26 protein-coding genes are annotated in these 21,962 nt (G+C 58.3%); 14 read left to right on the top strand and 12 right to left on the bottom strand.

The features are described from left to right. The first annotated feature begins 55 nt into the window (after positions 1–55). A complete protein-coding gene (locus tag AABC73_RS22305) occupies positions 56–1,186 on the top strand; it encodes a GNAT family N-acetyltransferase (protein ID WP_341520998.1) in 1,131 nt (376 codons plus the stop codon). A gap of 287 nt (positions 1,187–1,473) precedes the next feature. Here the strand turns inward: AABC73_RS22305 and AABC73_RS22300 are convergent, their stop codons facing one another. From AABC73_RS22300 to AABC73_RS22285, 4 genes are all read right to left on the bottom strand, one after another. Next, positions 1,474–3,306 carry an ABC transporter ATP-binding protein gene (locus AABC73_RS22300; RefSeq protein ID WP_341520997.1) on the bottom strand — a complete coding sequence of 611 codons (1,833 nt, stop codon included), beginning with the start codon at positions 3,304–3,306 and terminating at the stop codon, positions 1,474–1,476. A gap of 114 nt (positions 3,307–3,420) precedes the next feature. Then, positions 3,421–3,990 carry a peptidylprolyl isomerase gene (locus tag AABC73_RS22295; protein ID WP_341520996.1) on the bottom strand — a complete coding sequence of 190 codons (570 nt, stop codon included), beginning with the start codon at positions 3,988–3,990 and terminating at the stop codon, positions 3,421–3,423. A gap of 133 nt (positions 3,991–4,123) precedes the next feature. Then, positions 4,124–4,912, bottom strand: coding sequence for an alpha/beta hydrolase (locus AABC73_RS22290; RefSeq protein ID WP_341520995.1), 789 nt, complete (start codon positions 4,910–4,912; stop codon positions 4,124–4,126). Between the two features lie 13 nt (positions 4,913–4,925). Continuing rightward, complete coding sequence (locus tag AABC73_RS22285; RefSeq protein ID WP_065831760.1) at positions 4,926–5,849, bottom strand: LysR family transcriptional regulator; 924 nt, start codon at positions 5,847–5,849, stop codon at positions 4,926–4,928. 58 nt (positions 5,850–5,907) lie between these two features. Here AABC73_RS22285 and AABC73_RS22280 point away from each other — a divergent pair, with 58 nt between their 5' ends. The 6 genes from AABC73_RS22280 (at position 5,908) to AABC73_RS22255 (ending at position 10,083) form a co-directional block, all read left to right on the top strand. Then, positions 5,908–6,222: a 3-phosphoglycerate kinase gene (locus AABC73_RS22280; RefSeq protein ID WP_065831759.1), complete on the top strand. Its 315-nt coding sequence runs from the start codon at positions 5,908–5,910 to the stop codon at positions 6,220–6,222. Positions 6,223–6,384: 162 nt separating this feature from the next. Next, the gene (locus AABC73_RS22275; RefSeq protein ID WP_341520994.1) at positions 6,385–6,984 is read left to right on the top strand and encodes an FMN-dependent NADH-azoreductase; all 600 of its coding nucleotides are present in this window, start codon (positions 6,385–6,387) and stop codon (positions 6,982–6,984) included. A gap of 206 nt (positions 6,985–7,190) precedes the next feature. Then, positions 7,191–8,405, top strand: coding sequence for an aldose 1-epimerase family protein (locus AABC73_RS22270; RefSeq protein ID WP_341520993.1), 1,215 nt, complete (start codon positions 7,191–7,193; stop codon positions 8,403–8,405). Between the two features lie 183 nt (positions 8,406–8,588). Continuing rightward, the gene (locus tag AABC73_RS22265) at positions 8,589–9,452 is read left to right on the top strand and encodes a carboxylate/amino acid/amine transporter (protein ID WP_341520992.1); all 864 of its coding nucleotides are present in this window, start codon (positions 8,589–8,591) and stop codon (positions 9,450–9,452) included. Positions 9,453–9,493: 41 nt separating this feature from the next. Continuing rightward, positions 9,494–9,793, top strand: a complete 300-nt coding sequence (locus AABC73_RS22260) for a type II toxin-antitoxin system RelE/ParE family toxin (RefSeq protein WP_341520991.1) — start codon at positions 9,494–9,496, stop codon at positions 9,791–9,793. Then, positions 9,790–10,083, top strand: a complete 294-nt coding sequence (locus AABC73_RS22255; RefSeq protein WP_341520990.1) for an addiction module antidote protein — start codon at positions 9,790–9,792, stop codon at positions 10,081–10,083. The genes AABC73_RS22260 and AABC73_RS22255 overlap by 4 nt, the downstream gene beginning before the upstream one ends. Here the strand turns inward: AABC73_RS22255 and AABC73_RS22250 are convergent. Next, on the bottom strand, positions 10,055–11,329 hold the full coding sequence (locus AABC73_RS22250; protein WP_341520989.1) for a mechanosensitive ion channel family protein: 1,275 nt from the start codon (positions 11,327–11,329) through the stop codon (positions 10,055–10,057). The two genes, AABC73_RS22255 and AABC73_RS22250, sit on opposite strands and share 29 nt — an antisense overlap. Positions 11,330–11,510: 181 nt before the next feature. Here AABC73_RS22250 and AABC73_RS22245 point away from each other — a divergent pair, with 181 nt between their 5' ends. Then, a complete protein-coding gene (locus AABC73_RS22245; protein ID WP_065831754.1) occupies positions 11,511–12,857 on the top strand; it encodes a DEAD/DEAH box helicase in 1,347 nt (448 codons plus the stop codon). Between the two features lie 61 nt (positions 12,858–12,918). Here the strand turns inward: AABC73_RS22245 and AABC73_RS22240 are convergent, their stop codons facing one another. Continuing rightward, positions 12,919–13,191: a hypothetical protein gene (locus tag AABC73_RS22240; protein ID WP_341520988.1), complete on the bottom strand. Its 273-nt coding sequence runs from the start codon at positions 13,189–13,191 to the stop codon at positions 12,919–12,921. A gap of 182 nt (positions 13,192–13,373) precedes the next feature. On the opposite strand from AABC73_RS22240, the gene AABC73_RS22235 reads away from it, so the two are divergent. Then, entirely contained in the window at positions 13,374–13,769 is a 396-nt protein-coding gene (locus tag AABC73_RS22235; RefSeq protein WP_341520987.1) for a transcriptional regulator, read from the top strand. Positions 13,770–13,838: 69 nt separating this feature from the next. On the opposite strand, the gene AABC73_RS22230 is transcribed toward AABC73_RS22235, so the two are convergent. The 4 genes from AABC73_RS22230 to AABC73_RS22215 form a co-directional block, all read right to left on the bottom strand. Continuing rightward, positions 13,839–14,708 (bottom strand): DUF6279 family lipoprotein, encoded by an 870-nt coding sequence (locus AABC73_RS22230; protein WP_341520986.1) that lies wholly within the window; start codon positions 14,706–14,708, stop codon positions 13,839–13,841. A 62-nt stretch (positions 14,709–14,770) separates the two neighbouring features. Next, positions 14,771–15,496 carry a TorF family putative porin gene (locus AABC73_RS22225; RefSeq protein WP_341520985.1) on the bottom strand — a complete coding sequence of 242 codons (726 nt, stop codon included), beginning with the start codon at positions 15,494–15,496 and terminating at the stop codon, positions 14,771–14,773. Between the two features lie 158 nt (positions 15,497–15,654). Beyond that, positions 15,655–16,167, bottom strand: a complete 513-nt coding sequence (locus tag AABC73_RS22220) for a hypothetical protein (RefSeq protein ID WP_341520984.1) — start codon at positions 16,165–16,167, stop codon at positions 15,655–15,657. A 194-nt stretch (positions 16,168–16,361) separates the two neighbouring features. Further along, a complete protein-coding gene (locus AABC73_RS22215) occupies positions 16,362–16,550 on the bottom strand; it encodes a hypothetical protein (protein ID WP_341520983.1) in 189 nt (62 codons plus the stop codon). Between the two features lie 339 nt (positions 16,551–16,889). Here AABC73_RS22215 and AABC73_RS22210 point away from each other — a divergent pair, with 339 nt between their 5' ends. Together AABC73_RS22210 and AABC73_RS22205 are read left to right on the top strand one after the other, a co-directional pair. Next, positions 16,890–17,726 carry a S1-like domain-containing RNA-binding protein gene (locus AABC73_RS22210; protein ID WP_341524307.1) on the top strand — a complete coding sequence of 279 codons (837 nt, stop codon included), beginning with the start codon at positions 16,890–16,892 and terminating at the stop codon, positions 17,724–17,726. 218 nt (positions 17,727–17,944) lie between these two features. Further along, complete coding sequence (locus AABC73_RS22205; RefSeq protein ID WP_341520982.1) at positions 17,945–18,346, top strand: DUF2177 family protein; 402 nt, start codon at positions 17,945–17,947, stop codon at positions 18,344–18,346. 50 nt (positions 18,347–18,396) lie between these two features. On the opposite strand, the gene AABC73_RS22200 is transcribed toward AABC73_RS22205, so the two are convergent. Further along, a complete protein-coding gene (locus AABC73_RS22200) occupies positions 18,397–18,777 on the bottom strand; it encodes a hypothetical protein (protein ID WP_341520981.1) in 381 nt (126 codons plus the stop codon). Between the two features lie 260 nt (positions 18,778–19,037). Here AABC73_RS22200 and AABC73_RS22195 point away from each other — a divergent pair, with 260 nt between their 5' ends. The 3 genes from AABC73_RS22195 (at position 19,038) to def (ending at position 21,009) form a co-directional block, all read left to right on the top strand. After that, positions 19,038–19,229: a CsbD family protein gene (locus AABC73_RS22195; protein WP_020289037.1), complete on the top strand. Its 192-nt coding sequence runs from the start codon at positions 19,038–19,040 to the stop codon at positions 19,227–19,229. A gap of 232 nt (positions 19,230–19,461) precedes the next feature. Then, the gene (locus AABC73_RS22190; RefSeq protein ID WP_331149351.1) at positions 19,462–20,424 is read left to right on the top strand and encodes a YihY/virulence factor BrkB family protein; all 963 of its coding nucleotides are present in this window, start codon (positions 19,462–19,464) and stop codon (positions 20,422–20,424) included. Positions 20,425–20,469: 45 nt separating this feature from the next. After that, the gene (gene def / locus AABC73_RS22185; RefSeq protein ID WP_341520980.1) at positions 20,470–21,009 is read left to right on the top strand and encodes a peptide deformylase; all 540 of its coding nucleotides are present in this window, start codon (positions 20,470–20,472) and stop codon (positions 21,007–21,009) included. A gap of 1 nt (position 21,010) precedes the next feature. Here def and AABC73_RS22180 read toward each other — a convergent pair whose 3' ends face one another. Further along, positions 21,011–21,838, bottom strand: a complete 828-nt coding sequence (locus AABC73_RS22180) for a methyltransferase domain-containing protein (protein ID WP_341520979.1) — start codon at positions 21,836–21,838, stop codon at positions 21,011–21,013. Positions 21,839–21,962 lie beyond the last annotated feature (124 nt).

Genomic DNA, 21,962 nt, shown 5'->3' with positions numbered 1-21,962 from the left:
TCGGCGGCAATGAGGGATACTCCCGGGCACGTCTGCTGCTCTTGGGGAATTGCGCATGTCCGTACAGACCACCGACAGCCTGAGCACGATCGCGCCCTCGCAATGGGACGCGCTCGTGTCGGGTGACTCGCCTTTTCTGCGTCATGCTTTTCTCAGTGCTCTTGAGGACAGCGGCAGCCTCGGCCCGCGCTCGGGATGGCGGGCCGAACACCTGCTCAACTTTCAGGACGGGCAACTGGTCGCAGCCATGCCTGCCTATCGCAAGTGGCATTCCTACGGCGAGTATGTGTTCGATCATGGCTGGGCCGACGCCTGCCGTCGCGCCGGCATTGCCTACTATCCGAAACTGCTGGTGGCGGTGCCGTTCAGTCCGGTCAGCGGGCCGCGAATCCTGTGCGCCTCACCCGAAGCCGGTATCGAATTGCTCAACGGCTTGCCGGGCTATTTGCAGGCGCAGGAGCTGTCCAGCGCCCACGTCAATTTCACCGACCCGCTGGCGGATGCGTTCCTGGCTGAGCAACCCGGCTGGCTGCAACGTTATGGCTGCCAGTTTCATTGGCAGAATCGCGGTTATCGGGATTTTCAGGATTTCCTCGACGCCTTGAGTTCGCGCAAGCGCAAACAAATGCGCAAGGAACGCGAGCAAGTGGCGGGGCAGGGCATCGAGTTCGAGTGGCTTGAGGGTCAGCAACTCAGCGAAGCGTTGTGGGATTTTGTCTACGCCTGCTATTCCAATACCTACGAGATTCGTGGGCAGTCGCCGTACCTGACGCGGGAATTCTTCAGCCTGCTCGCTGAGCGCATGCCGGAAGCGATTCGGGTGGTCCTGTCGCGTCAGGGCTCACGGCCGGTTGCCATGGCGTTCAGCCTGTTGGGTGGCGACAGTTTTTATGGCCGCTATTGGGGATGCCTGGCGGAGTTCGACCGTCTGCATTTCGAGACGTGTTTCTATCAGGGCATGGATTACGCCATTGCCAATGGCTTGCAGCGCTTCGACGCGGGCGCCCAGGGCGAGCACAAGCTGATTCGCGGCTTTGAACCGGTCATCACCCGTTCATGGCATTACCTGACGCATCCGGGTTTGAAAGACGCCGTGACCGATTTTCTCGAGCAGGAACGCGTGGGCATCCTGGCCTACGCCGAGGATGCCCGCAGCGCGTTGCCGTATCGGCAGGTTGAAGGATGAGCCGTTGGAGCGCGGTCAACGTGTGGGAGCGAGCTTGCTCGCGAAGAGGGCAGCCCATCAAACAATGATCGTCGTTTGAAATACAGCCTTCGCAAGCAAGCTTGCTCCCACAAAATTTGACTGCGGCGGTTTAATCAATCGGCAGACCTTGGGATGAGCCGTTGGAGCGCGGTCAACGTGTGGGAGCGAGCTTGCTCGCGAAGAGGGCAGCCCATCAAACAATGATCGTCGTTTGAAATACAGCCTTCGCAAGCAAGCTTGCTCCCACAAAATTTGACTGCGGCGGTTTAATCAATCCCTACAAACCCACCGGTCTGATGCTGCCACAGCCTTGCATACAAACCGCCATGTGCCAGCAGTTCGGCATGGGTGCCGCTTTCGGCGATCTGGCCGCGTTCCAGCACCACCAGGCGATCCATGCGGGCGATGGTGGACAAGCGGTGGGCGATGGCGATCACGGTCTTGCCGCGCATCAAGGTTTCCAGGCTTTCCTGAATAGCCGCTTCGACTTCCGAATCCAGCGCTGAGGTGGCCTCGTCCATGATCAGAATCGGCGCATCCTTGAGCAGTACGCGCGCGATAGCGATCCGCTGGCGCTGACCGCCGGACAGCTTGACGCCGCGCTCGCCGACATGCGCATCAAACCCGGTGCGACCTTCGGCATCCGACAGCAACGGGATGAACTCATCGGCGCGGGCCTTGTACACGGCTTCCCATAATTCTTCGTCGGTTGCATCGGGCTTGCCGTACAGCAGGTTGTCGCGAATCGAGCGGTGCAGCAGCGACGTGTCCTGAGTGATCATGCCGATTTTTTCCCGCAGACTTTCCTGTGCTACGTGGGAAATGTCCTGGCCATCGATAAGAATCCGGCCGTCCTGCACGTCATACATTCGCAGCAACAGGTTCACCAACGTCGATTTGCCCGCGCCGGAAGGGCCGATCAAACCGATTTTTTCACCGGGTTTGATATCCAGGTTCAGGCCGTGAATGATCCCGTTGCCATTGCCGTAATGGAAATCAACGCCGTCGAACTTCACGCCGCCTTTGTCCACTTCCAGGCGCGGCGCGGTTTCACGGTCGGTGACGCTGACCGGTTGCGAGATGCTTTGCAGGCCATCCTGGACCATGCCGATGTTTTCGAAGATCCCGTTGACCACCCACATGATCCAGCCCGACATGTTGACGATGCGAATCGCCAGGCCGGTCGCCAGCGCGATAGCGCCCACCGAGATCAGTGATTGCGTCCAGAGCCACAGCGCCAGACCGGTAGTGGTGACGATCAGAATGCCGTTCATGGTGGTGATGACGGTGTCCATGGACGTCACGACGCGGCCTGCCAACTGACTTTTTTCGGTCTGCTCGCTGATCGCTTCCCGAGCGTATTGCTGCTCGAAATTGGTGTGCGCGAACAGCTTGAGCGTTGTGATGTTGGTGTAGCCGTCGACAATGCGCCCCATCAACTTGGAGCGCGCATCGGATGACACCACCGAGCGCTCTTTCACACGTGGCACGAAGTAGCACAAGGCCAGAATGTAGGCGACGATCCACGCCAGCAGCGGGATCATCAGGCGCCAGTCGGCCTCGGCAAACAGCACCAGCGCGCTGATGGCATAAATCAACACGTGCCACAGCGCGTCCACCGCCTGTACCGCCGAGTCGCGCAGCGAGTTGCCGGTCTGCATGATGCGTTGGGCGATGCGCCCGGCGAAGTCGTTCTGGAAGAACTTGATGCTTTGTTTCAGCACATAGCTGTGGTTCTGCCAGCGAATCATGCTGGTCATGCCGGGGCTGATGGTCTGATGCACCAGCAGGTCATGCAGGCCGACGAAAATCGGCCGCAGTACCAGCGCGACCACGGTCATCCAGATCAGCTCGGTGGCATGGATGCTGAAGAAATTCTTGTCGGGCGTGCCTTGGGCAAGGTCGATGATGCGGCTCAGATAACTGAACAGCGCCACTTCGATCAGCGCGCCGATCAGGCCCACCACCAACAGCGCGGCGAAGCTTGGCCAGACCTGTCGCAGGTAATAGATGTAGAAAGCGAGGACTTTATTCGGTGGGGCGTCTGTTGGTGCGTCCCGGAAGATGTCGATCAGTTTTTCGAAACGACGATAGAACATTGGCTGACGCCTGCTTGCGCGCAGGCTCTCCTTGCTTGAAGAAAACTCCCACAGTCAGACCGCGTGATCCTGACATTGCTCAGAACAATTTCACGCGGCCTGGCACATCTCGACTCAGTCGACGCGCTTGGCGGACTTGATCAGGATCGGGTCCAACGGCACGTTTTGCATGCCACCTTTGATGCCGGCCTGGGCGTTGACGATCTGGTCGACCACGTCCATGCCCTTGACCACTTTACCGAATACGGCGTAGCCGTAATCACGCGCGCCATGATCAAGCATAGCGTTGTCATTGGTGTTGATGAAAAACTGGCTGGTGGCCGAGTTCACATCCGACGTCCGCGCCATGGCCAGCGTGCCGCGTACGTTGTGCAGACCGTTATCGGCTTCGTTCTTGATTGGCGCCTTGTTCTGCTTCTGTTTCATCTGCGCAGTGAAACCGCCGCCCTGGGCCATGAAGCCGGGAATGACGCGGTGGAAAATGGTGTTGGTGTAGAAGCCGCTGTCGACGTAGCCCAGGAAGTTCTGGGTGCTGATCGGCGCCTTGGCATCAGCGAGTTCGATTTCAATCGCGCCAAAGCTGGTGTCGAGCACGACGTGGGTCGGCTTGGCGGGTGCGGTGGCAGCCATCAGATTGGCGGCAAAGAGCACGGAACAGGCGGCGATAGCGATTTTTTTCAACATGGGTCAGTTGATCCTGATTGATGGTTTCGACTGCGATCAGCAATGCGGACATGCTGTGATCCAGTGCGCAAGGTAAGCACGTTTGGCTTTTTTTGCCCAGATCCCTATGCAAAGGGCTTAGCCGCGGGTTGCTTCAGACCGGCACGGCATCGATGAATTCCAGCACGACGCGATTGAATTCATCGGCTTGATCCAGCGGCGTGGCGTGCCGGGAATCCTGGATGACGACCAGCTTCGCATTGGGGATCAGGCCGACGTAAGCCTGTTTTAGCGCGACGGGCGTGTAATCCCGGTCGGCACTGATGATCAGCGTCGGGCAGGTGATCCGCGAGAGTTTTTCCTGCACGCCCCAGCCGACGATGGCATCGAAACTGGCCAGGTACGCCCGTTTGTCATTCTCGGCCCAGCGCGTGGCCATCTTCGTGCGCAGATGCGGCTGTTCAGGTTTGGGAAACAGATTCTTGCCCAGCGCCTTGCCCAGGGTTTCCATGCTCAACAGCCGGGCCAGGCTCCAGCGTTTGGCCCATTGCCAGACATCATTGGCGCTCTTGACCTTGACCTGGGGCGCGCTGTTGACGATGCACAGGCTCTTGATCAGCGCCGGATGATCCACCGCCAGTTGAAAACTGATCATGCCGCCCATGGACAGCCCGACCAGGTGCACCGCCGGCAGGTTCAAGTGCTCGATCAGCGCCAGCACATCGCCACTGAAGCCGCGCATGCTATAGCGTTCCCGGGGCTTGTCCGAGCGACCATGGCCGCGCATGTCCATGACGATAACGTGATAGCGCGCTGCCAGTGCCGGGATCTGGTATTCCCAGTCCCGGCAGCTGGAGCCCAGGCCGTGCAGCAAGAGCAATGGAGCGCCCTGGCCGTATTCCTCGTAATGCAGTGTGCAACCGTCATGTTCGAAATACGCCATGGACATCTCCTTGTCAGGCTTGTTGAGGTGCTGCGAAAGGTGCGGTCAGTGGCGCGGTGTCGAACGTGCGGATCAACTCGATGAGGATCTGCGTCGCCGGGCCCAGGGGTTTGTCCTTGCTGGAATAAAGGTAGAAGGTCGGGCTGCGGCTGCCGCCTTTATCCAGCGGCAAGGCTTTGAGCACGCCTTCCTTGAGTTCCCGTTCGATCAGGTGGCGAGGCAGCCACGCAAAACCCAAGCCGCTGCTGACGAAGGTTGCGGCGGTGGCCAGGCTGCCCACCGTCCAGCGTTGCTCGGCGCCGAGCCAGCCAACATCCCGAGGCTGATTGCGGCCCGAGTCGCGAATCACCACTTGCAGTTGGCTTTCCAGATCCTGGAAATTCACCTCGCGCTGCAACTGGTGCAAGGCATGCTCCGGATGCGCGACGGCGACGAACTCCACGGTGCTCATTTCCGTGCCCAGATAACCCGGAATGCTGAAACCACTGATCGCCAGATCGGCAACGCCTTCGAGCAGCACTTCTTCCACGCCGGACAGCACCTCTTCGCGTAGCCGCACCCGACAACCACGGCTCTGGGGCATGAACGCGGTCAGGGCCCTGACCAGTCGCGCGTTGGGATAAGCCGCGTCCACCACCAGACGCACCTCCGCTTCCCAGCCTTGCTCCATGTGATGCGCGAGGTCTTCGAGTTGACTGGCCTGCTTGACCAATTGCCGCGAGCGACGCAGCAACACGCCGCCTGCTTCGGTGAGCACGGCCTTGCGCCCGTCAATACGCAGCAACGGCACGCCGAGTTGGTCCTGCATGCGCGCCACGGTGTAACTCACCGACGACTGCGACCGATGCAGGGCTTCGGCCGCCTGGGCGAAACCGCCATGGTCGACCACGGCTTGCAAGGTGCGCCATTGATCAAGGGTCACGCGGGGCGCTTTCATCTGTAGCTCCTTCTTACGCTTTGTCCTAATCTGCCAGTCCCCTCTTGGAGACTGCCCGATGAACAGAATCTGTTGTGTGTTGCTGGCCATGCTGCCGCTGAGCGCCTGGGCGTATCCCATCGAAGTGGAAAAACACTATCAGGGCGTCGAAATCGACTACACCAGCCATGACACGTTCTACGATACCGGCGCGATCACCGTGAACAACTACGGCAGCGTCCCGGCCAAATGCAGCGTGGTATTTCAGAATGGCCCGGAGGCGCCCAAGACGCGCCGCGTGACCGTCGCCGCGAAAAAAAGCGTGGACGTGTCGGCCAAGTTCAACCGCAGCATCATCAAGCTGCGGATCAAGCTCAACTGCGAACCCGAATAATCGCTCGTTGGGCGTCAGACTGGGTAAGAGAGTAGAGCGCCCCTTTCGATAAAACAATTTTTTAGATGTTTAGCAGCGGATTTTTACGCTTTTTAATCGATACAGCCTTCTCTACGCTGCACTCCATCGACTCAAGACATTCTTCGATGGAGGCACCGCCCCATGTCCCGCGTACTGATCATTGAAAGCAGCGCCCGTCAGCAGGATTCCGTTTCCCGCCAATTGACCCAACAGTTCATTGGCCAGTGGCGAGCGGCTCATCCCGACGATCAACTGACGGTCCGCGACCTTGCCACCGAGCAGGTGCCGCATCTGGACGCCACGTTGCTGGGCGGCTGGATGAAGCCTGCGCAGCAGCGCACCGCGAGCGAGCAGGCCGCGCTGGACCGTTCCAACCGGTTGACCGACGAATTGGTCGCGGCGGATGTGCTGGTGCTCGCGGCGCCCATGTACAACTTCGCCATCCCCAGCACCCTGAAAGCCTGGTTCGACCATGTGCTGCGTGCCGGCGTCACCTTCAAGTATGGCGAAACCGGTCCGCAAGGCCTGCTGGTCGGCAAGCGCGCCTTTGTCCTGACCGCTCGCGGCGGCATTTATGCGGGCAGCAGCCTCGATCATCAGGAACCGTACCTGCGTCAGGTGCTGGGTTTTATCGGCATCCATGACGTCACGTTCATTCACGCCGAAGGCCTGAACATGGGCGGCGACTTCGTTGAAAAAGGCATGAATCAGGCCATCGCCAAACTCGCCCAGGTCGCCTGACCCGCGCGGCACTACCGATTTCCCCTTGGCGCCCGCCGCTCCTGGGTGCGTGGCCCGATTGACCCCTCTTTGGCGGTCATCGGGCTTTTTTCTGTCTGGAATTTAACGGGCCGCTCAACATTTTTGCGAAATATGACTAGACTCGGTTGCTAGCTGAATCGATTAACCCGTTGCGCAAAATCATAATTCCAATAAGGACTGCCCTCATGAAACCCCTTTCCCTGCTGCTCGGCCTCGGCGCCATTACCGCCGCTTCCAATGTTTTCGCCTGGGATTACGTCTTGCTCGATGCCGACAAGGCCGCGCAGAACCAGCAAATCACCAGTGCCCAACTCGGCGTCAAGACTGACAAACCTTTTTCCGTGACCCTGCGCACCCTGCACGGCGGGCGTCAGGAAGGGGTGAGCATCATCGATATCGACAACGGCACGATGAAACTTTCGGTAGTGCCCACGCGCGGCATGAACGTGTTACGCGCTTCGGTGGGCGACGTGCGCCTGGGCTGGGATTCGCCGGTCAAGGACGTGGTCAACCCGGCATTCATCGAGCTCAACGGCCGTGGCGGACTGGGTTGGCTGGAAGGCTTCAACGAGCTGGTGACGCGCTGCGGTTACGAATGGGTGGGGCATCCGGGCATGGACAACGGCGAACTGCTGACCTTGCACGGTCGCGCGGCAAATATCCCGGCAAGCAAAGTCACCCTGCACATCGACGAAAAGCCGCCGTATGCCATCAGCCTCAAGGGTGAACTCCAGGAACAGGCATTCAAGAAAGTCGACTTCACGGTGCAGACCGAACTGGTCACCGAACCCGGCAGCGTGCGCTTCACCCTCAATGACACGCTGACCAACAATGGTGACTATCCGAAGGAATATCAGGCGCTGTATCACAGTAACTTCAGCACGCCATTCCTGGAGCAGGGCGCGCGTTTTGAAGCACCCGTGAAGCAGGTCTCGCCATTCAACGAGAAGGCCAAGGGCGATCTGGCTGACTGGCAGACCTACCGCGCGCCGACACCGGACTACGATGAAACCGTCTACAACGTGGTGCCTTACGCGGATGACAAGGGCGACACGCTGACCGTGCTGCACAACAAGGTCGGCAGCCTTGGTGTCGCGGTGGGCTTCAATACCCAGCAACTGCCGGTGTTCTCGCTGTGGAAAAACACCGACACCCAAGGCCAGGGTTACGTGACCGGGCTGGAGCCGGGCACCAGTTTTTCCTACAACCGTCGCTACCAGCGTCCACTGAACCTGGTGCCGACCATCGGCCCGAAACAACAGCGTCAGTTCCAGATCAGCTACAGCCTGCTGGCTGATAAAGGCGCGGTCGACCAGGCTTTAGGGCAGATCAAAACCATTCAGGCCGGGCGCAGCACCGAAGTGCGCAATGAGCCGTTGGTGGATTTGACCAAGGAGTAAGACGCAACGTCGGACTCGTAGGACCGGCGTTAGCCGGGAGGGCGCCCGTCCTGCCGACGCAGTTGCTGCAAATGGGCTGACCTCCTCCCGGCTAAAGCCGGTCCTACGTATTCCAGCTCCCACAAAAAAATGACACCGAAACCCCAAAACCGCTAAGGTCGCCGCCTGAAAATGGGGGCATTTATGGGTTATTTACTTTTTGTGACGCTGATTCAGGCGTTTTCTTTCAGCCTGATCGGCGTTTATCTGGCAGGCCATGTCGACAGTTACTTCGCCGTACTGATTCGCGTGGTACTCGCCGGGCTGGTGTTCATTCCGCTGACCCGCTGGCGTCAGGTCGAGCCGCGTTTCATGCGCGGCATGTTGCTGATCGGCGCGCTGCAATTCGGCATTACCTATGTGTGTCTGTACCTGAGCTTTCGGGTATTGACCGTGCCGGAAGTCTTGCTGTTCACCATTCTTACGCCACTGCACGTGACGCTGATCGAAGACGCGCTCAACCGACGCTTCAACCCTTGGGCCTTGCTGGCGGCACTGGTCGCAGTGCTCGGCGCCGGAGTGATTCGCTATGACGGCATCGACGGCAATTTCCTCGGCGGTTTCCTGCTGCTGCAAGTCGCCAACTTCACCTACGCCGCCGGGCAAGTGCTCTATAAGCATCTGGTCGCGCGTTACCCAAGCGACCTGCCGCACTACCGACGCTTCGGCTATTTCTACCTTGGCGCACTGATCATCGCCTTGCCCGCGTTCCTGATATTCGGCAACGCCCAACACCTGCCCGACGCGCCGCAGCAATGGCTGGTCTTGCTGTTCCTGGGTTTGTGTTCGACGGCGTTGGGGATGTATTGGTGGAATAAAGGGGCGTGCCTCGTATCGGGCGCCACGTTGGCCGTGTTTAACGTCTTGCATGTGCCTGTCGGCCTGCTGATAAATCTGATGATCTGGAATCAGCAGGAGCCACTAAGCCGCCTGTTCATCGGCGGTGCGCTGATTCTGGTGTCGCTATGGATCAGTCGGCTGACACGTTCCATTAGAGCCACAGCTTAAGGGGCTTGCATTTGTGTAATTTATAAACTACAAATTGGCAAATGATCGAAATCAAACAGACCGCCACTTACATGGCATGGGAAAAAAAGCTCCGGGATGAGAGGGCGAGGGCGGCCATTGCTGCGCGAATCTTTCGCCTTGCCAATGGCCTTGCAGGTGATGTCCAGCCTGTAGGCCATGGCATCAGTGAGCTGCGGATACACTATGGGCCTGGCTATCGGGTGTATTTTCAACTGCGTGGTAATGAACTTGTCATTCTGCTATGTGGCGGCGACAAAGGCAGCCAGAGCCGTGACATTGAAAGGGCCAAAGACCTCGCGAGTAATTGGAGTCCAAAATGACTGAACAACTTTACGCTTATGATCCCGCCGAAGCGCTGGGCTCGCCGGAAGCCATCGCCGAGTTCATGACTGATGCATTCGCCAGTGGTGATGCTGGCTACATTGCTAAAGCGTTGGGAGTGGTTGCTCGTGCGCGGGGCATGACCGACATGGCCCGCGAGACAGGGCTTTCTCGCGAACAACTCTATCGGTCCTTCAGCGAGGAGGGGAATCCGACACTCAAAACCCTGCTCGCCGTGATGCAGGTTCTGGGACTGGATATCACAGCTCAGCCCCACGTGGCTTCGTGACCGCCAACCCCGCGCGCATGTCCATCCCGCTCGGTTGTTGATACAGGCTCAGGCCAAACTCCGGCAACACTGCCAGCAGGTAGTCGAAGATATCGCCTTGAATGCGCTCGTACTCGGCCCACACCGTGGTGCGGGTGAAGCAGTAGATTTCCAGCGGTACGCCCAATGCCGAGGCTTCCAGCTGGCGGACCATGCAGGTCATGTCCGGGTGCACCTCAGGGTGGCTTTTCAGATAGGCCAGCGCGTAGGCGCGGAAGGTGCCGATGTTGGTCATCCGGCGCCGGTTGGCCGACAGCTGCGCCACGTTGCCCTGCGCCTGGTTCCAGGCCAGCAGTTCGGCCTGTTTGCGGCTGATGTAGTCGGTCAGCAAATGCACCTGGCTCAGCTGCCGTTCCTCGTCGTCGCTTACGAAACGTACGCCACTGGCATCGATGAACAGACTGCGCTTGATGCGCCGGCCGCCTGACTGCTGCATGCCGCGCCAGTTCTTGAACGACTCGGACATCAGGCGCCAGGTCGGGATCGAGACGATGGTTTTATCGAAGTTCTGCACCTTGACCGTATGCAGCGTGATATCCACCACATCGCCATCAGCACCGACTTGCGGCATTTCGATCCAGTCGCCGACGCGCAGCATGTCGTTGCTGGTCAACTGCACGCTGGCGACGAACGACAGCAGCGTGTCCTTGTAGACCAGCAGGATGACCGCAGACATGGCGCCAAGCCCGGACAGCAGCAACAGCGGCGAGCGGTCGATGAGGGTGGCAACAATGATGATTGCGGCGAAGATATACAGAATCATCTTCGCCAGTTGCACATAGCCCTTGATCGAGCGCGTGCGGGCGTGGGCAGTGCGCGCGTAGATGTCGAGCAACGCATTGAGCAGCGCGCCCATGGCCAGGGTCATGAACAGAATGGTGAAGGCCAGCGCGATATTGCCGATCACGTTCTTGCCGGTGGCGCTCAGGTCGGGCACCAGATTCAGGCCGAACTGGATCACCAGCGACGGCGTTATCTGCGCCAGGCGCTGGAAAACCTTGTTGTGCAGAAAATCATTGAGCCAGTGCAGCGCCGGCTGTCTGCCGAGCATCTTCATCGCGTAAAGGATCAGGAAACGCGCCACCCGGCCGAGCACCAGCGCCGCGATCAGCAGCAACAGCAGGCCGAGACTCGCATGCAGCAATGGATGTTGATCCAGCACACCCCAGAGTTCCTGAACGCGCAGCCATAGCGATTGAATTTCCATGTGACTCTTTAAAACTCCTGAAGAAATGGGCTGCCGATTAGAGCATTCATGGCCCCGACTTGGGCGACGTATGGCAAATCGAGTAACAAAATAAGCAGTTAGTCGTAAAGAAACTCGGCCCCGGCGCTCGAAACCGTTAGGCTATGCGCCTGTATTTTTGTATTTCGTCGAGGTAGCACCCGTGTTTTCCCAATTCGCCCTGCATGAACGCCTGCTGAAAGCCGTGGCCGAGCTTAACTTTGTCGAGCCTACGCCTGTGCAAGCAGCGGCCATCCCGCTGGCGCTGGAAGGGCGTGACCTGCGGGTGACTGCGCAAACCGGTAGCGGCAAGACTGCGGCTTTTGTATTACCGATCCTCAATCGCCTGATGGGCCCGGCCAAGGTCCGCGTCGACATTCGCGCCGTGATCCTGCTGCCGACCCGCGAGCTGGCGCAGCAGACGCTGAAAGAAGTCGAGCGTTTCTCGCAGTTCACCTTCATCAAGGCCGGTCTGATTACCGGTGGCGAAGATTTCAAGGTCCAGGCCGCCATGCTGCGCAAGGTGCCGGACATCCTGATCGGTACGCCGGGTCGTCTGCTGGAGCAGCTCAACGCCGGCAACCTGGACCTCAAACAGGTTGAAGTGCTGGTCCTGGACGAAGCCGACCGCATGCTGGACATGGGTTTTGCCGAAGACGTCGAACGTCTGGCCGGCGAATGCCCGAACCGTCAGCAGACCTTGCTGTTCTCGGCCACCACCGGTGGTGCGGGCCTGCGCGAGATGATCGGCAAAGTGCTGACCGATCCGCAGCACTTGCAGGTCAACAGCGTCAGTGAGCTGGCTTCGGGTACGCGGCAGCAGATCATCACCGCTGACCACAACAGCCACAAAGAGCAGATCGTGCACTGGCTGCTGGCCAACGAGACGTATCAGAAAGCGATTATTTTCACCAACACCAAGGCTATGGCTGATCGCCTGTATGGCCGTCTGGTGGCGCTGGACTACAAAGCGTTCGTGCTGCACGGCGACAAGGACCAGAAAGACCGCAAGGCGGCGATTGATCGCTTGAAGCAGGGCGGCACCAAGATCCTCGTGGCGACTGACGTTGCAGCGCGCGGCCTGGACGTTGAAGGCCTGGATATGGTCATCAACTTCGACATGCCACGCAGCGGCGACGATTACGTGCACCGCATCGGCCGTACCGGTCGCGCGGGTGGCGAAGGTCTGGCGATTTCGTTGATCTGCCACGGCGACTGGAACCTGATGTCCAGCGTCGAGCGCTACCTCAAGCAGAGTTTTGAGCGTCGCACGATCAAGGAAGTCAAAGGCTCTTACGGCGGACCGAAGAAGGTCAAGGCGTCGGGCAAGGCTGTGGGCGTGAAGAAGAAAAAGACTGACGCCAAGGGCGACAAGAAGAAAACCGGCGCCAAGGCCCCGACCAAACGCAAAATCGCCAATCGTCCAAAAACCGATGCCTTGTCATTGGTGAGCAAGGACGGCATGGCACCGTTGAAGAAGCGCAAAACCGAAACGCCAGCGGCTGAATAAATCTCCACACCTGTTGGAGCGAGCGGTCGGAACGCCGCCCGCTCGCTCCTGCGGATCCTAGCTACTCCGTCTTCTTCTCCGCCGTATTCATTTCCTTGAGCCGCTGATCAATCAGTTGACACTTGTCTGGCAGGTCCCTGGACGCTGTCTCCAGATCCATCTTCTGCAACTCGTCGTTGATCTCTTTGGCCTTGGTCGGATTCTGTTCGGTAAGTTTCTGCACTTCCTTGGCCAGTTGCTCACGCTTGGCGGTTGCCTCCTCAGGTGTGCACGCCCATGACGGCACGGCACTCAAAAGGGTCAACGCGGCGGTAATGCTCAACAGGATTTTCATGGCTGCCTCTATTTCCTTTGCGGGCTTGAACGGTTGAGCGCCAATTTCCCGAAAAAGTTCAGCCGAACCGCTCAGCCGCCAGGGCTGAACGGCCAGTGTTGGCGCGTGTCACAACCTTCAGTAGCAAGCCTGATGGCGGGACGTCACGGGCCATTTATCCACGCTGGATGGAGGTAAGAAAAATGGAACTGCCTTATAACTGGGACCTTATCGAACGTCTGCTGCACGAAGTGCAAAACAGCGCCGACGCCAGCTTCGCGCCTCGCAAATACGCTGAAGAGCACGCAGCTGCCCTGGCTGCCGCTGGCGAACCAGTCGAAAATCTTGACCATCTAAAAGCGATTGCTGGCGAATACGAGCAGTTGCTGCTGAGCCGTGGCTTCATTCAGACGCGCCCGGAAGACGAGGGCGGCAACGGTGAGAATTTCATCCTCAGCCCGCGTGGTGCAAGCCTGCTGGCATTGATCGACAGCGCCATTCCCGGCAACGACCATCCGCGTCAGGTGCTGGATGAACAGGCTGATCCGCTTGATCCGGAGACCTTTGACGAGGTAGCGGCCAAGGCGCAGATTGCCTGAGTCTGTCCGCAACCCTGTGGGCAAATTGTGGGAGCGAATTCGCGCCCACAATTTCAACTTGCGCCGTTACTAAGCAGCCTTTGCCGCTTTCAGACAGCTCAAATCCGTAAAATCCTTACGCGTGCTGGCGATTTTCTCCAGCAACTGCTCACGCTGGTCTGGCGTACTTTGCGCCATCAGGTCCGCCAGCAGTGAAATAGCGGCTTTTTCGGTCTGGTCATACGCCACGCGGTATTGCGGCGTCCAGAACGTTTCCCGATCCTGCAACAGCTTGGCGATTTTCTCCGGGAAGTCGCTGGCTTGCCGATTCTGCACGGTGCTGACAAACAGCGCTTGCCAATGGGTGCGGTTATCCAGCCAGGCGCGGTTCTGTTCGCCCAGTGACGCCGACCAGCTTTGCACGCGTTGTTGCTGCGCCGGGCTCAACGAGCCGAGCCACGGGCTCAGGCGTTTTTCCATGCGCTCGGCGCGTTCGCTGATCTGCTTGTCCAGCGGCTGCTTGAGGTATTCGTCCTCATGTTTGCGGCGATCCTTGGCGAAAGTCTCCTGCATTTCCGCGACCTGCTTGTCGTCGAGCTGCGCCAACAGCTCCACCGCCGACGGGGTGATCTGCCGCGAGATTTGGGCAATGGCTTGTTTGGCTTCTTCAGTGCGGGCGCGCAGACCCTGCTCGGTCACCTGATTGGTCTTGACCATTTCCTCCAGGCGATCCAGCCAGGTGAGATAGCCCGGCAATTGGGTGCTGCAATGCCAGCTCAAATGCTCCTTGAGTCGCCCGTTCAACCAACCTTTCTGCGTGGAATTCATCCCGAGATAGTCATTGAGCGACCAGGGAATGATGACGTCCAGATTCCGATAAGCGAGCCCGATGCGGGTGCATCCGCCCAGTACAAACAGCGCCATCAACAACGTAATGAAGGCTTTGAACGGGGTGTGCATGAAGACTCCTCGATTGACCTGCTTATCCTGTAGAGCGGGCCTGAGGATAGCAGTTCAGTCGATCAGAAGAACGCGCGCACGGCCTTTACCGTGAAGGTGCCTTCACACTGCGGGTTGTGGCCGCTGTAGGCGCTGCAATCAGTGCCGCTCAGGCTCGATCCGCTGTAGATCAGGTTCATGTCGATGCCCATCCACGGCCGCGTGATGTTCAGTGACCAGTCGTTGAACATGCTGACCATACCGCCGTCGGTGATCTGCTGCGGCGTATCGAACTGATGATTGGCGTATTGCATGCGTACGCCGATACCCAGCCGTTCGATACCGCCCAGATCAACGAACAAGGTGCTGTCGCGGCGGCCGACGTCGTTGCTGAACGCGGCGCCGACGCGACTGTTCAGCACGCGCAGACCGGCATAGAACTCATGGCTGTCGAGCTGGCTGGTGTCGGGATAGCTGTAGCGAATGATGCCCATCTCGTAGCCGAGGGTTTTGTCGAAGGGCTTCTTGAAGCCCATGTACGAGTCGACTTCCAGCGTTGTCTCGTCAGTAATGCCGACGCTGGGTGTCCACTGCCCGACGTAGAAACCACTTTCGTGCGTCAGGTCCAGGCCGCCATGGAACGAGCCGTTGCCGTTTGGTGTGACCAGGCCCTGGGCCATGCTGCGCGCGGGTGAAGTGCCGAGCTTGAGATCGAAGGCACCCAATTCCCGCTCCAGCACCTGGGCAGAAGCGGACTGACAGATAACCAGGGCGCCCAGCAACAGGACGTAATGACGAATATTGAGCATGTGCTCACTCCTGGAGTTGAGGAGTGGGATCGGAGCAGTCGTATCGAAAACGGCGCTTCGGCAAATCGCCGGCGACCCAACAGAAACCGCGAGCTAGAGCCTCGCAAGCATACCGGCGAATGCGCGCGGGATCGGACCGTTCGTCGATCCGCGCAAGATCAGTTGGAAGCGGTGGTCTGCGGCGAGGGAATAATCAGGCCGCGAATCACCACCAAGGCCTGTTCGAAAGACGGGTAGCCGCTCTTGGCGACATCCAGTTCGGCGTAGTCGGCGCGGTAGCGTTCGGACTGTTTCTGGTCGCTCATGCTCAGCTGTTGGGCGAGCAGGGCAATGGCCAGCGGGTGCTTGCTTCGGGCAGCATCCTGCAGCAGTTCGATGACGCGTGGCTGGTCGCGTTGTTGACGAATCAACAGTACGGCCTGGTAGAACTCGGCTTCACCGGAGGCGTCGTCGATGCCGGCACGGCGCAGCATGGCTTCGGCCAGTTCGTAATTCTCCCGGTCGGCTTCACTGATCAACAGCTTGGCCTGCAGCATGTCGTTCCGATACAGCAAATGCTGTTCACGACAGGCGCTGCCTGCGGGATAACCGTCATTGAGCGTGGCGTCGCAGCCGTGCGATGCACAACCACCCAGACAAATCAGTGCGCCGAAAAGCATCCAGTTCTTCATTCGTGCATTCCGCAAAGGGGGCTGGCTCCAAGGGCTTCATCCTGCCCGTCGCAGCGTCAGTGCGCAACGAGCTGAGCATCATAATGGTATGCCAAGAGGCTGAGCGAGGAGTCTAGCTGATGCAGCGAAGGATCAATCCACTAGCGCCCTGAAAATCAAAGCGCATAGAGATCGACAACTGGAGCGGGGAAAAATTACTTTTTGCCGAGGGTGATTTGCTTGGATGGGCCGAAAGTCTGGCCGCTGACGCCTTTGGCGATTTCCTGGATTTCACCACCAGACTTCAGAAAAACCGCAATCTGGGCGTTGATCGAATCGCTCGTTTCAACGGCTGGAGCTGGCTTTGCTTTGGAGTTGGATGCTTTTACGCGCATGGCTGCCATTAACCTATATAAACTTGATACGGCCAGCAATTGTATATGAATGGCTTGACAATTGCTTTAGAAATATAGCCCTAAAAGCTGTTCCCGCAGCGCTGCCAATTATTTATATCGGCCGATAATTAGCTCGCTAACTTGCTGTTTTACGGCTGAAAAGTTGTTTCTGGGCGGAATTGGGCAAGACAAAATCCTCTATTCACGACTGAATCAGTCTGACGAATGGGGAGCAAATTGTTGAATTTCATGGGGGTTTCAGCATCCCGTTGCCCAATGCTTTGCGCGTCGCGATCCTGATCAGCAAACTCGGGTAGAATGACGCCCACGTAATGAGGGTATTTGGAAATGGCGTTAATCGGGCGTTACAACAGCTTGCAAGTCGTGAAGCACACTAACTTTGGTCTGTATCTGGATGGCGGGGCGGATGGTGAAATCCTGCTGCCCAACCGTTATATCCCCAAGGATATTCCCAGCGAAGATGAGGACTGGCTCAATGTTTTCGTTTATCTGGACAGCGAAGACAAGCTGTTGGCCACCACTGAAACACCCAAGGTTCAGGTCGGTGAATTCGCCAGCCTGAAAGTCCTTGAGGTCAACAGCATTGGCGTGTTCCTCGATTGGGGCCTGCCCAAGGATTTGCTGCTGCCGTACTCGGAAGAGAAACGCACCTTGCAGGCCGGTGATTATTGCGTGGTGCATGTCTACCTGGACAAACACACCCGACGCATCACCGCGACCGCGCGCCTGGACCGCTATCTGGACAAGACGCCGGCCACCTACACCGTTGGCCAGGAAGTCGATTTGCTGGTCGCCGAAGCCACCGATATGGGTTTCAAGGCAATCATCAACAACAAACACTGGGGCTTGATCCACAAGAACGAAGTGTTCAAGTTCATGCGTGCCGGCAAGCAGGAGAAGGGTTTCATCAAGGAAATCCGTTCCGACGGCAACCTCAGCCTGAGCCTGCAACCGGTCGGCGCAGAGGCCTCCAGCAGCCTCAATTCGAAAATCCTCAGCAAGCTGCGGGAAAACAACGGCACGCTGCCGGTCAGCGACAAGAGCGATCCGCAGATAATCAGCGGTTTGTTCGGCGTCAGCAAAGGCAACTTCAAAAAGGCCATTGGTGCCCTTTATAAGTCGGGCCAGATCGTGATTCATGTAGATCGTATCGATCTGGTGTGATCTCGCGTGATGGTTCTGTAGGACCGGCTTCAGCCGGGAGGGCTTGAGTTCTGGCGACGCAGTTGTTGCGTCTCCCGGCTAAAGCCGGTCCTACGGATCCCACGGCGCGCACGGTCATCGCGCAGAAATTTCACTGCACCGGGACATTGTGCCCGCAATCAGGGTCTGACCTTTTCAGCAGTCCCTGCGCGCAATCGCGTTTAAAAAACGGATGACCCATGAAAAGAAATCTGACGGCTTACCTGAGCACACTGGTGGCGTTCCTGATCCTGGACGGTGTCTGGCTCGGCTTGCTGATGGGCCCGACTTACCGCAGCTGGCTCGGTTCGATCATGGTCGACAAGCCTATGGCGGGACCGGCGGTGGTGTTTTACCTGCTGTATACGGCGGGGCTGGTGTATTTCGCCGTGCAGTCGGCCTTGCGTCGCCACAGTCTGACCCATGCGATCCAACGCGGTGCGATGCTGGGACTGGTGGCTTATGGCACTTATGACTTGAGCAACTGGGCCACGCTGCAGGGCTGGCCGGCGCAGATGGCGTTGGTGGATCTGGCGTGGGGCACCGTGGCATCGAGCGTTGCGGCAACGGTCGGTTATCTGGTGACCAAGCGTCTGGCGTGATTTTGTTGGACCTGCTCGTGGCTGCAACGGCAACGAGCAGGTCGGTCACATCAGGGTTGCAGGAACCCGGCAAAGCTCAGGTTCGCGCCGTCTGGACGCACATCCTTGAGGAATGAATCCTTGTCGGCGCTCAGTTCCAGGCTCACGGTGGATTTGCGTTTGCCTCGGTTGCGCACAACCAGGCCTTCCATGTGATCGCGCAAAAAGACCGTGGTGACCTTCAAATGCAGCAATTGGTCGGTGCTGGGCGTGTGCAGCAGCAGATGAACCCATTCGTACTGACCCACCGCCAGCCGCCCGAGCGGCAGATCGAACCACCAGATGTTCTTGTTGGTGTTCAGCTCCGTGAAGTGGGTGTTATTGGTACCGAGCACGGCCCCGCCCAGTTCCAGATTGCGGCGTGCGATGGCCTGCTTCTTATCGAGTTTCATAATGTTCCTGTGGATCTGAATAGTCGGCGCACTGACCCGAGTCAGCGCAGCCTGATTGCGTGCCGCATTCTCGGGGGTTGCCGGGCAAACTTAAAGTCAAAGTTGCTGCCTGGCCTGAAAAAACTCCGCGGGTTTCCCGTGTTACCTGGCCTGACGAGCGGCAGCACAGCCGGTAAAAATAATTGAAACTCTGCGCAAAAGAGGCGGGTCAATCTTTATGTCGAGGTTACGACACCCGAATTTTACTCTGGAGAGTACCTATGAGCAGCACTGGCGATAAAGTTAAAGGCATGGCTAACGAAGCTGTCGGCAACGTCAAGCAAGGTGTTGGTAAAGCTACCGACAACTCTAAACTGCGTGCAGAAGGCAAGGCTCAGGAAATCAAAGGCGAAACTCAACAAGCGGTAGGCAAAGCCAAAGACGCGGTGAAAAAGGGCGTCGACAAGGCATGAAGCTGTCAGTCCCGAATAGGTATTCGGGGTTGATACTTAAATAACGGTCATCCTCGGATGGCCGTTATCATGTCTGGCCTGGGTGATTTGAAACTTTTTTGCCGGACAGTCGGTCCATTAAGCTCTAAAACGCCTGCCAGAGCGGCAGGGCCTTGATCAACGCAGAACTGCCGAATGTGAACCTGGTCGTTTCGGCACTATAGTTTCAGCACCATTAAGCGAAGGAAACGCCATGATTTTTTCGGAATTGCGCAAACTTTCGCCGTTCAAGGTAATGGTGCGAACCGTCAGCGAGTTCCTCGATGACGAGATGTCGACCTACGCGTCGGCGCTGGCGTACCAGATGCTGTTTTCGTTATTCCCGTTTTTACTGTTTCTGATCGCCCTGATCGGATTCCTGCATCTCCCCGATTTTTTCTCCTGGTTGCGCCTGCAATCGGAGCTGGTTTTGCCGCCTCAGGCGCTGGAACAGGTCAACCCCGTCATCGACCAGCTGCAACAGTCCAAGGGCGGCCTGCTGTCCATTGGTATCTTCATTGCGCTGTGGACCGCGTCGGCTGGCGTGCGCCTGATGATGAGCGCCATGAACGCCGCTTATGACGTGGTCGAGGGCCGGCCGGTGTGGAAGCGCATTCCGCTGTCGGTGCTGTACACCATCGGCATCGCCATGATGTTGCTGGTTGCGGCGGCGCTGATGGTGACTGGCCCGCAAGTCATGAACTGGCTGGCGTCGCAGATCGGCATGGAAGATTTCATTGTCACGTTGTGGACGATCCTGCGCTGGCCGTTGATCGTCGCGCTGCTGATGGTCTCGGTGGCGCTGATTTATTACGTCATGCCTGACGTTAAACAGGAATTTCGCTTTATCACGCCTGGTTCCGTGCTGGCGGTGGTGGTCTGGATCATCGCGTCGCTGGGCTTCGGTTATTACGTCAAGACCTTCGCCGACTACAACGCCATGTATGGCAGCATCGGGGCGATCATTGTTCTGTTGCTGTACTTCTATATTTCGGCGGCAGTGCTGTTGCTGGGCGCGGAAATGAATGCTGTGGTCGAACACATGTCCTCCGAAGGCAAGGACGTCGGCGAGAAGGAAGCGGGCGATGGCGGTGTGGCGTCCACCGAGAAACAACACGTTTCCGGGCTGGGCCGCGACCATTCCGTGCCGCTGCCAGCCAAGGCCGACGAATCCTGATCAAAGCTGTGGCAGGATGACGTTTTTGTTGATGGAGGCCAATCCATGATTCGCGACATTCTCAAAATGGGCGATGAGCGTTTGCTGCGCATTGCCCCCGCTGTGCCCGAAGCGATGTTCGGTACGGCTGAGCTCAAGACCCTGATCGCCGACATGTTTGAAACCATGGAAAGCGTCGGCGGCGTAGGGCTGGCGGCGCCGCAGATTGGCGTCGACCTGCAATTGGTAATCTTTGGTTTCGAAAGCAGCGAGCGCTACCCGGACGCTGAAGCGGTGCCGCAAACCATCCTGCTCAATCCGCTGATCACGCCCCTGAGCCCGACCCTCGAAGAAGGTTGGGAAGGCTGCCTGTCCGTGCCCGGTCTGCGCGGCGCGGTTGAGCGTTATCAAAGCATTCGTTACGAAGGTTTCGATCCCGACGGGCAACCGATACAGCGCATCGCCCACGGTTTCCACGCCCGGGTGGTGCAACACGAATGCGATCACCTGATCGGGCGCTTGTACCCGTCGCGTATCACCGATTTCAGCAAGTTCGGTTTCATGGACGTCATGTTTCCGGACATGGACCCGAATGCCGATGAATGACTCAGTGCCCCGCCGGTTTGATAAAGCGTAACGTCAGCCGGTCGGATTCGCCGATTGCCGCATATTTGGCGCGGTCCTGATCGCCCAGCCGGAAGGTGGGTGGCAAGGTCCAGACGCCTTGGGCGTAATCCTTGGTGTCCTTGGGATTGGCATTGATTTCACTCTGGCCGGCCAGTTCGAACCCCGCGTCCTTCGCCAGTTTCACGATGTAATCCGTCGGCAGGTAACCGCTCTGCTTGATCGCCTCCACGGAAGCCCCGTCCTTGGCGCGATGGTCCACCACGCCCAGTGTGCCGCCCGGTTTCAGCACGGTGTAAAAGGCCTTGAACATCGCCGAAGCATCGTCGGCCAACACCCAGTTATGCACATTGCGAAAGGTCAGCACGGCGTCCGCTGATGCCGGTTTGCCAAACGCCGGGGTCTGCGGGTCGTATTCGATGACCTGGGCTTTGCCGTAATGCACGGGATCTGCGGCGAATTTCTGTTTCAGGCTGTCGGCGGCCTTGCGTGCGTAATCACTGGCTGCCGGATCGACCACTGCGGCGATGTACTGGCCGCGATCCTTGAGCAGCGGCGCCAGCAGTTCGCTGTACCAACCGTTGCCGGGGGTGATTTCGATCAGGGTTTGCTCAGGCCGCAGGCCGAAGAACTGCAGGGTTTGCTGCGGATGACGATAGCCATCACGCGCGCTGTTTTGCGGGGCCCGCCAGTCGCCTTTCAACACCTCGGCGAATTGAGCGTCGGTGACGGTAGAAACGGGCGCGGCAGCCATAGCCAGAGGAGCGGCCAGTACACCGAGTAAAGAGCAGGCGATAAGCGCAAACTTCATGGTCCGTCCTTGAGGCTTGAAAAGGTCAGGCCGCAGGCTAGCACGGGGTTTTGCGGGACGGATCACACATTTTGTGCGGTGGTTAGTGCTGGATGATCTATGCGCCAGGGCAGTGCAGTGTGGG

Origin of the sequence: Pseudomonas sp. G.S.17, assembly GCF_038096165.1 — a bacterium.
Classification (GTDB): Bacteria; Pseudomonadota; Gammaproteobacteria; order Pseudomonadales; family Pseudomonadaceae; genus Aquipseudomonas.
The sequence above is the reverse complement of the archived record's forward strand: the minus strand, read 5'-3'. Positions and strand labels throughout refer to the sequence as shown.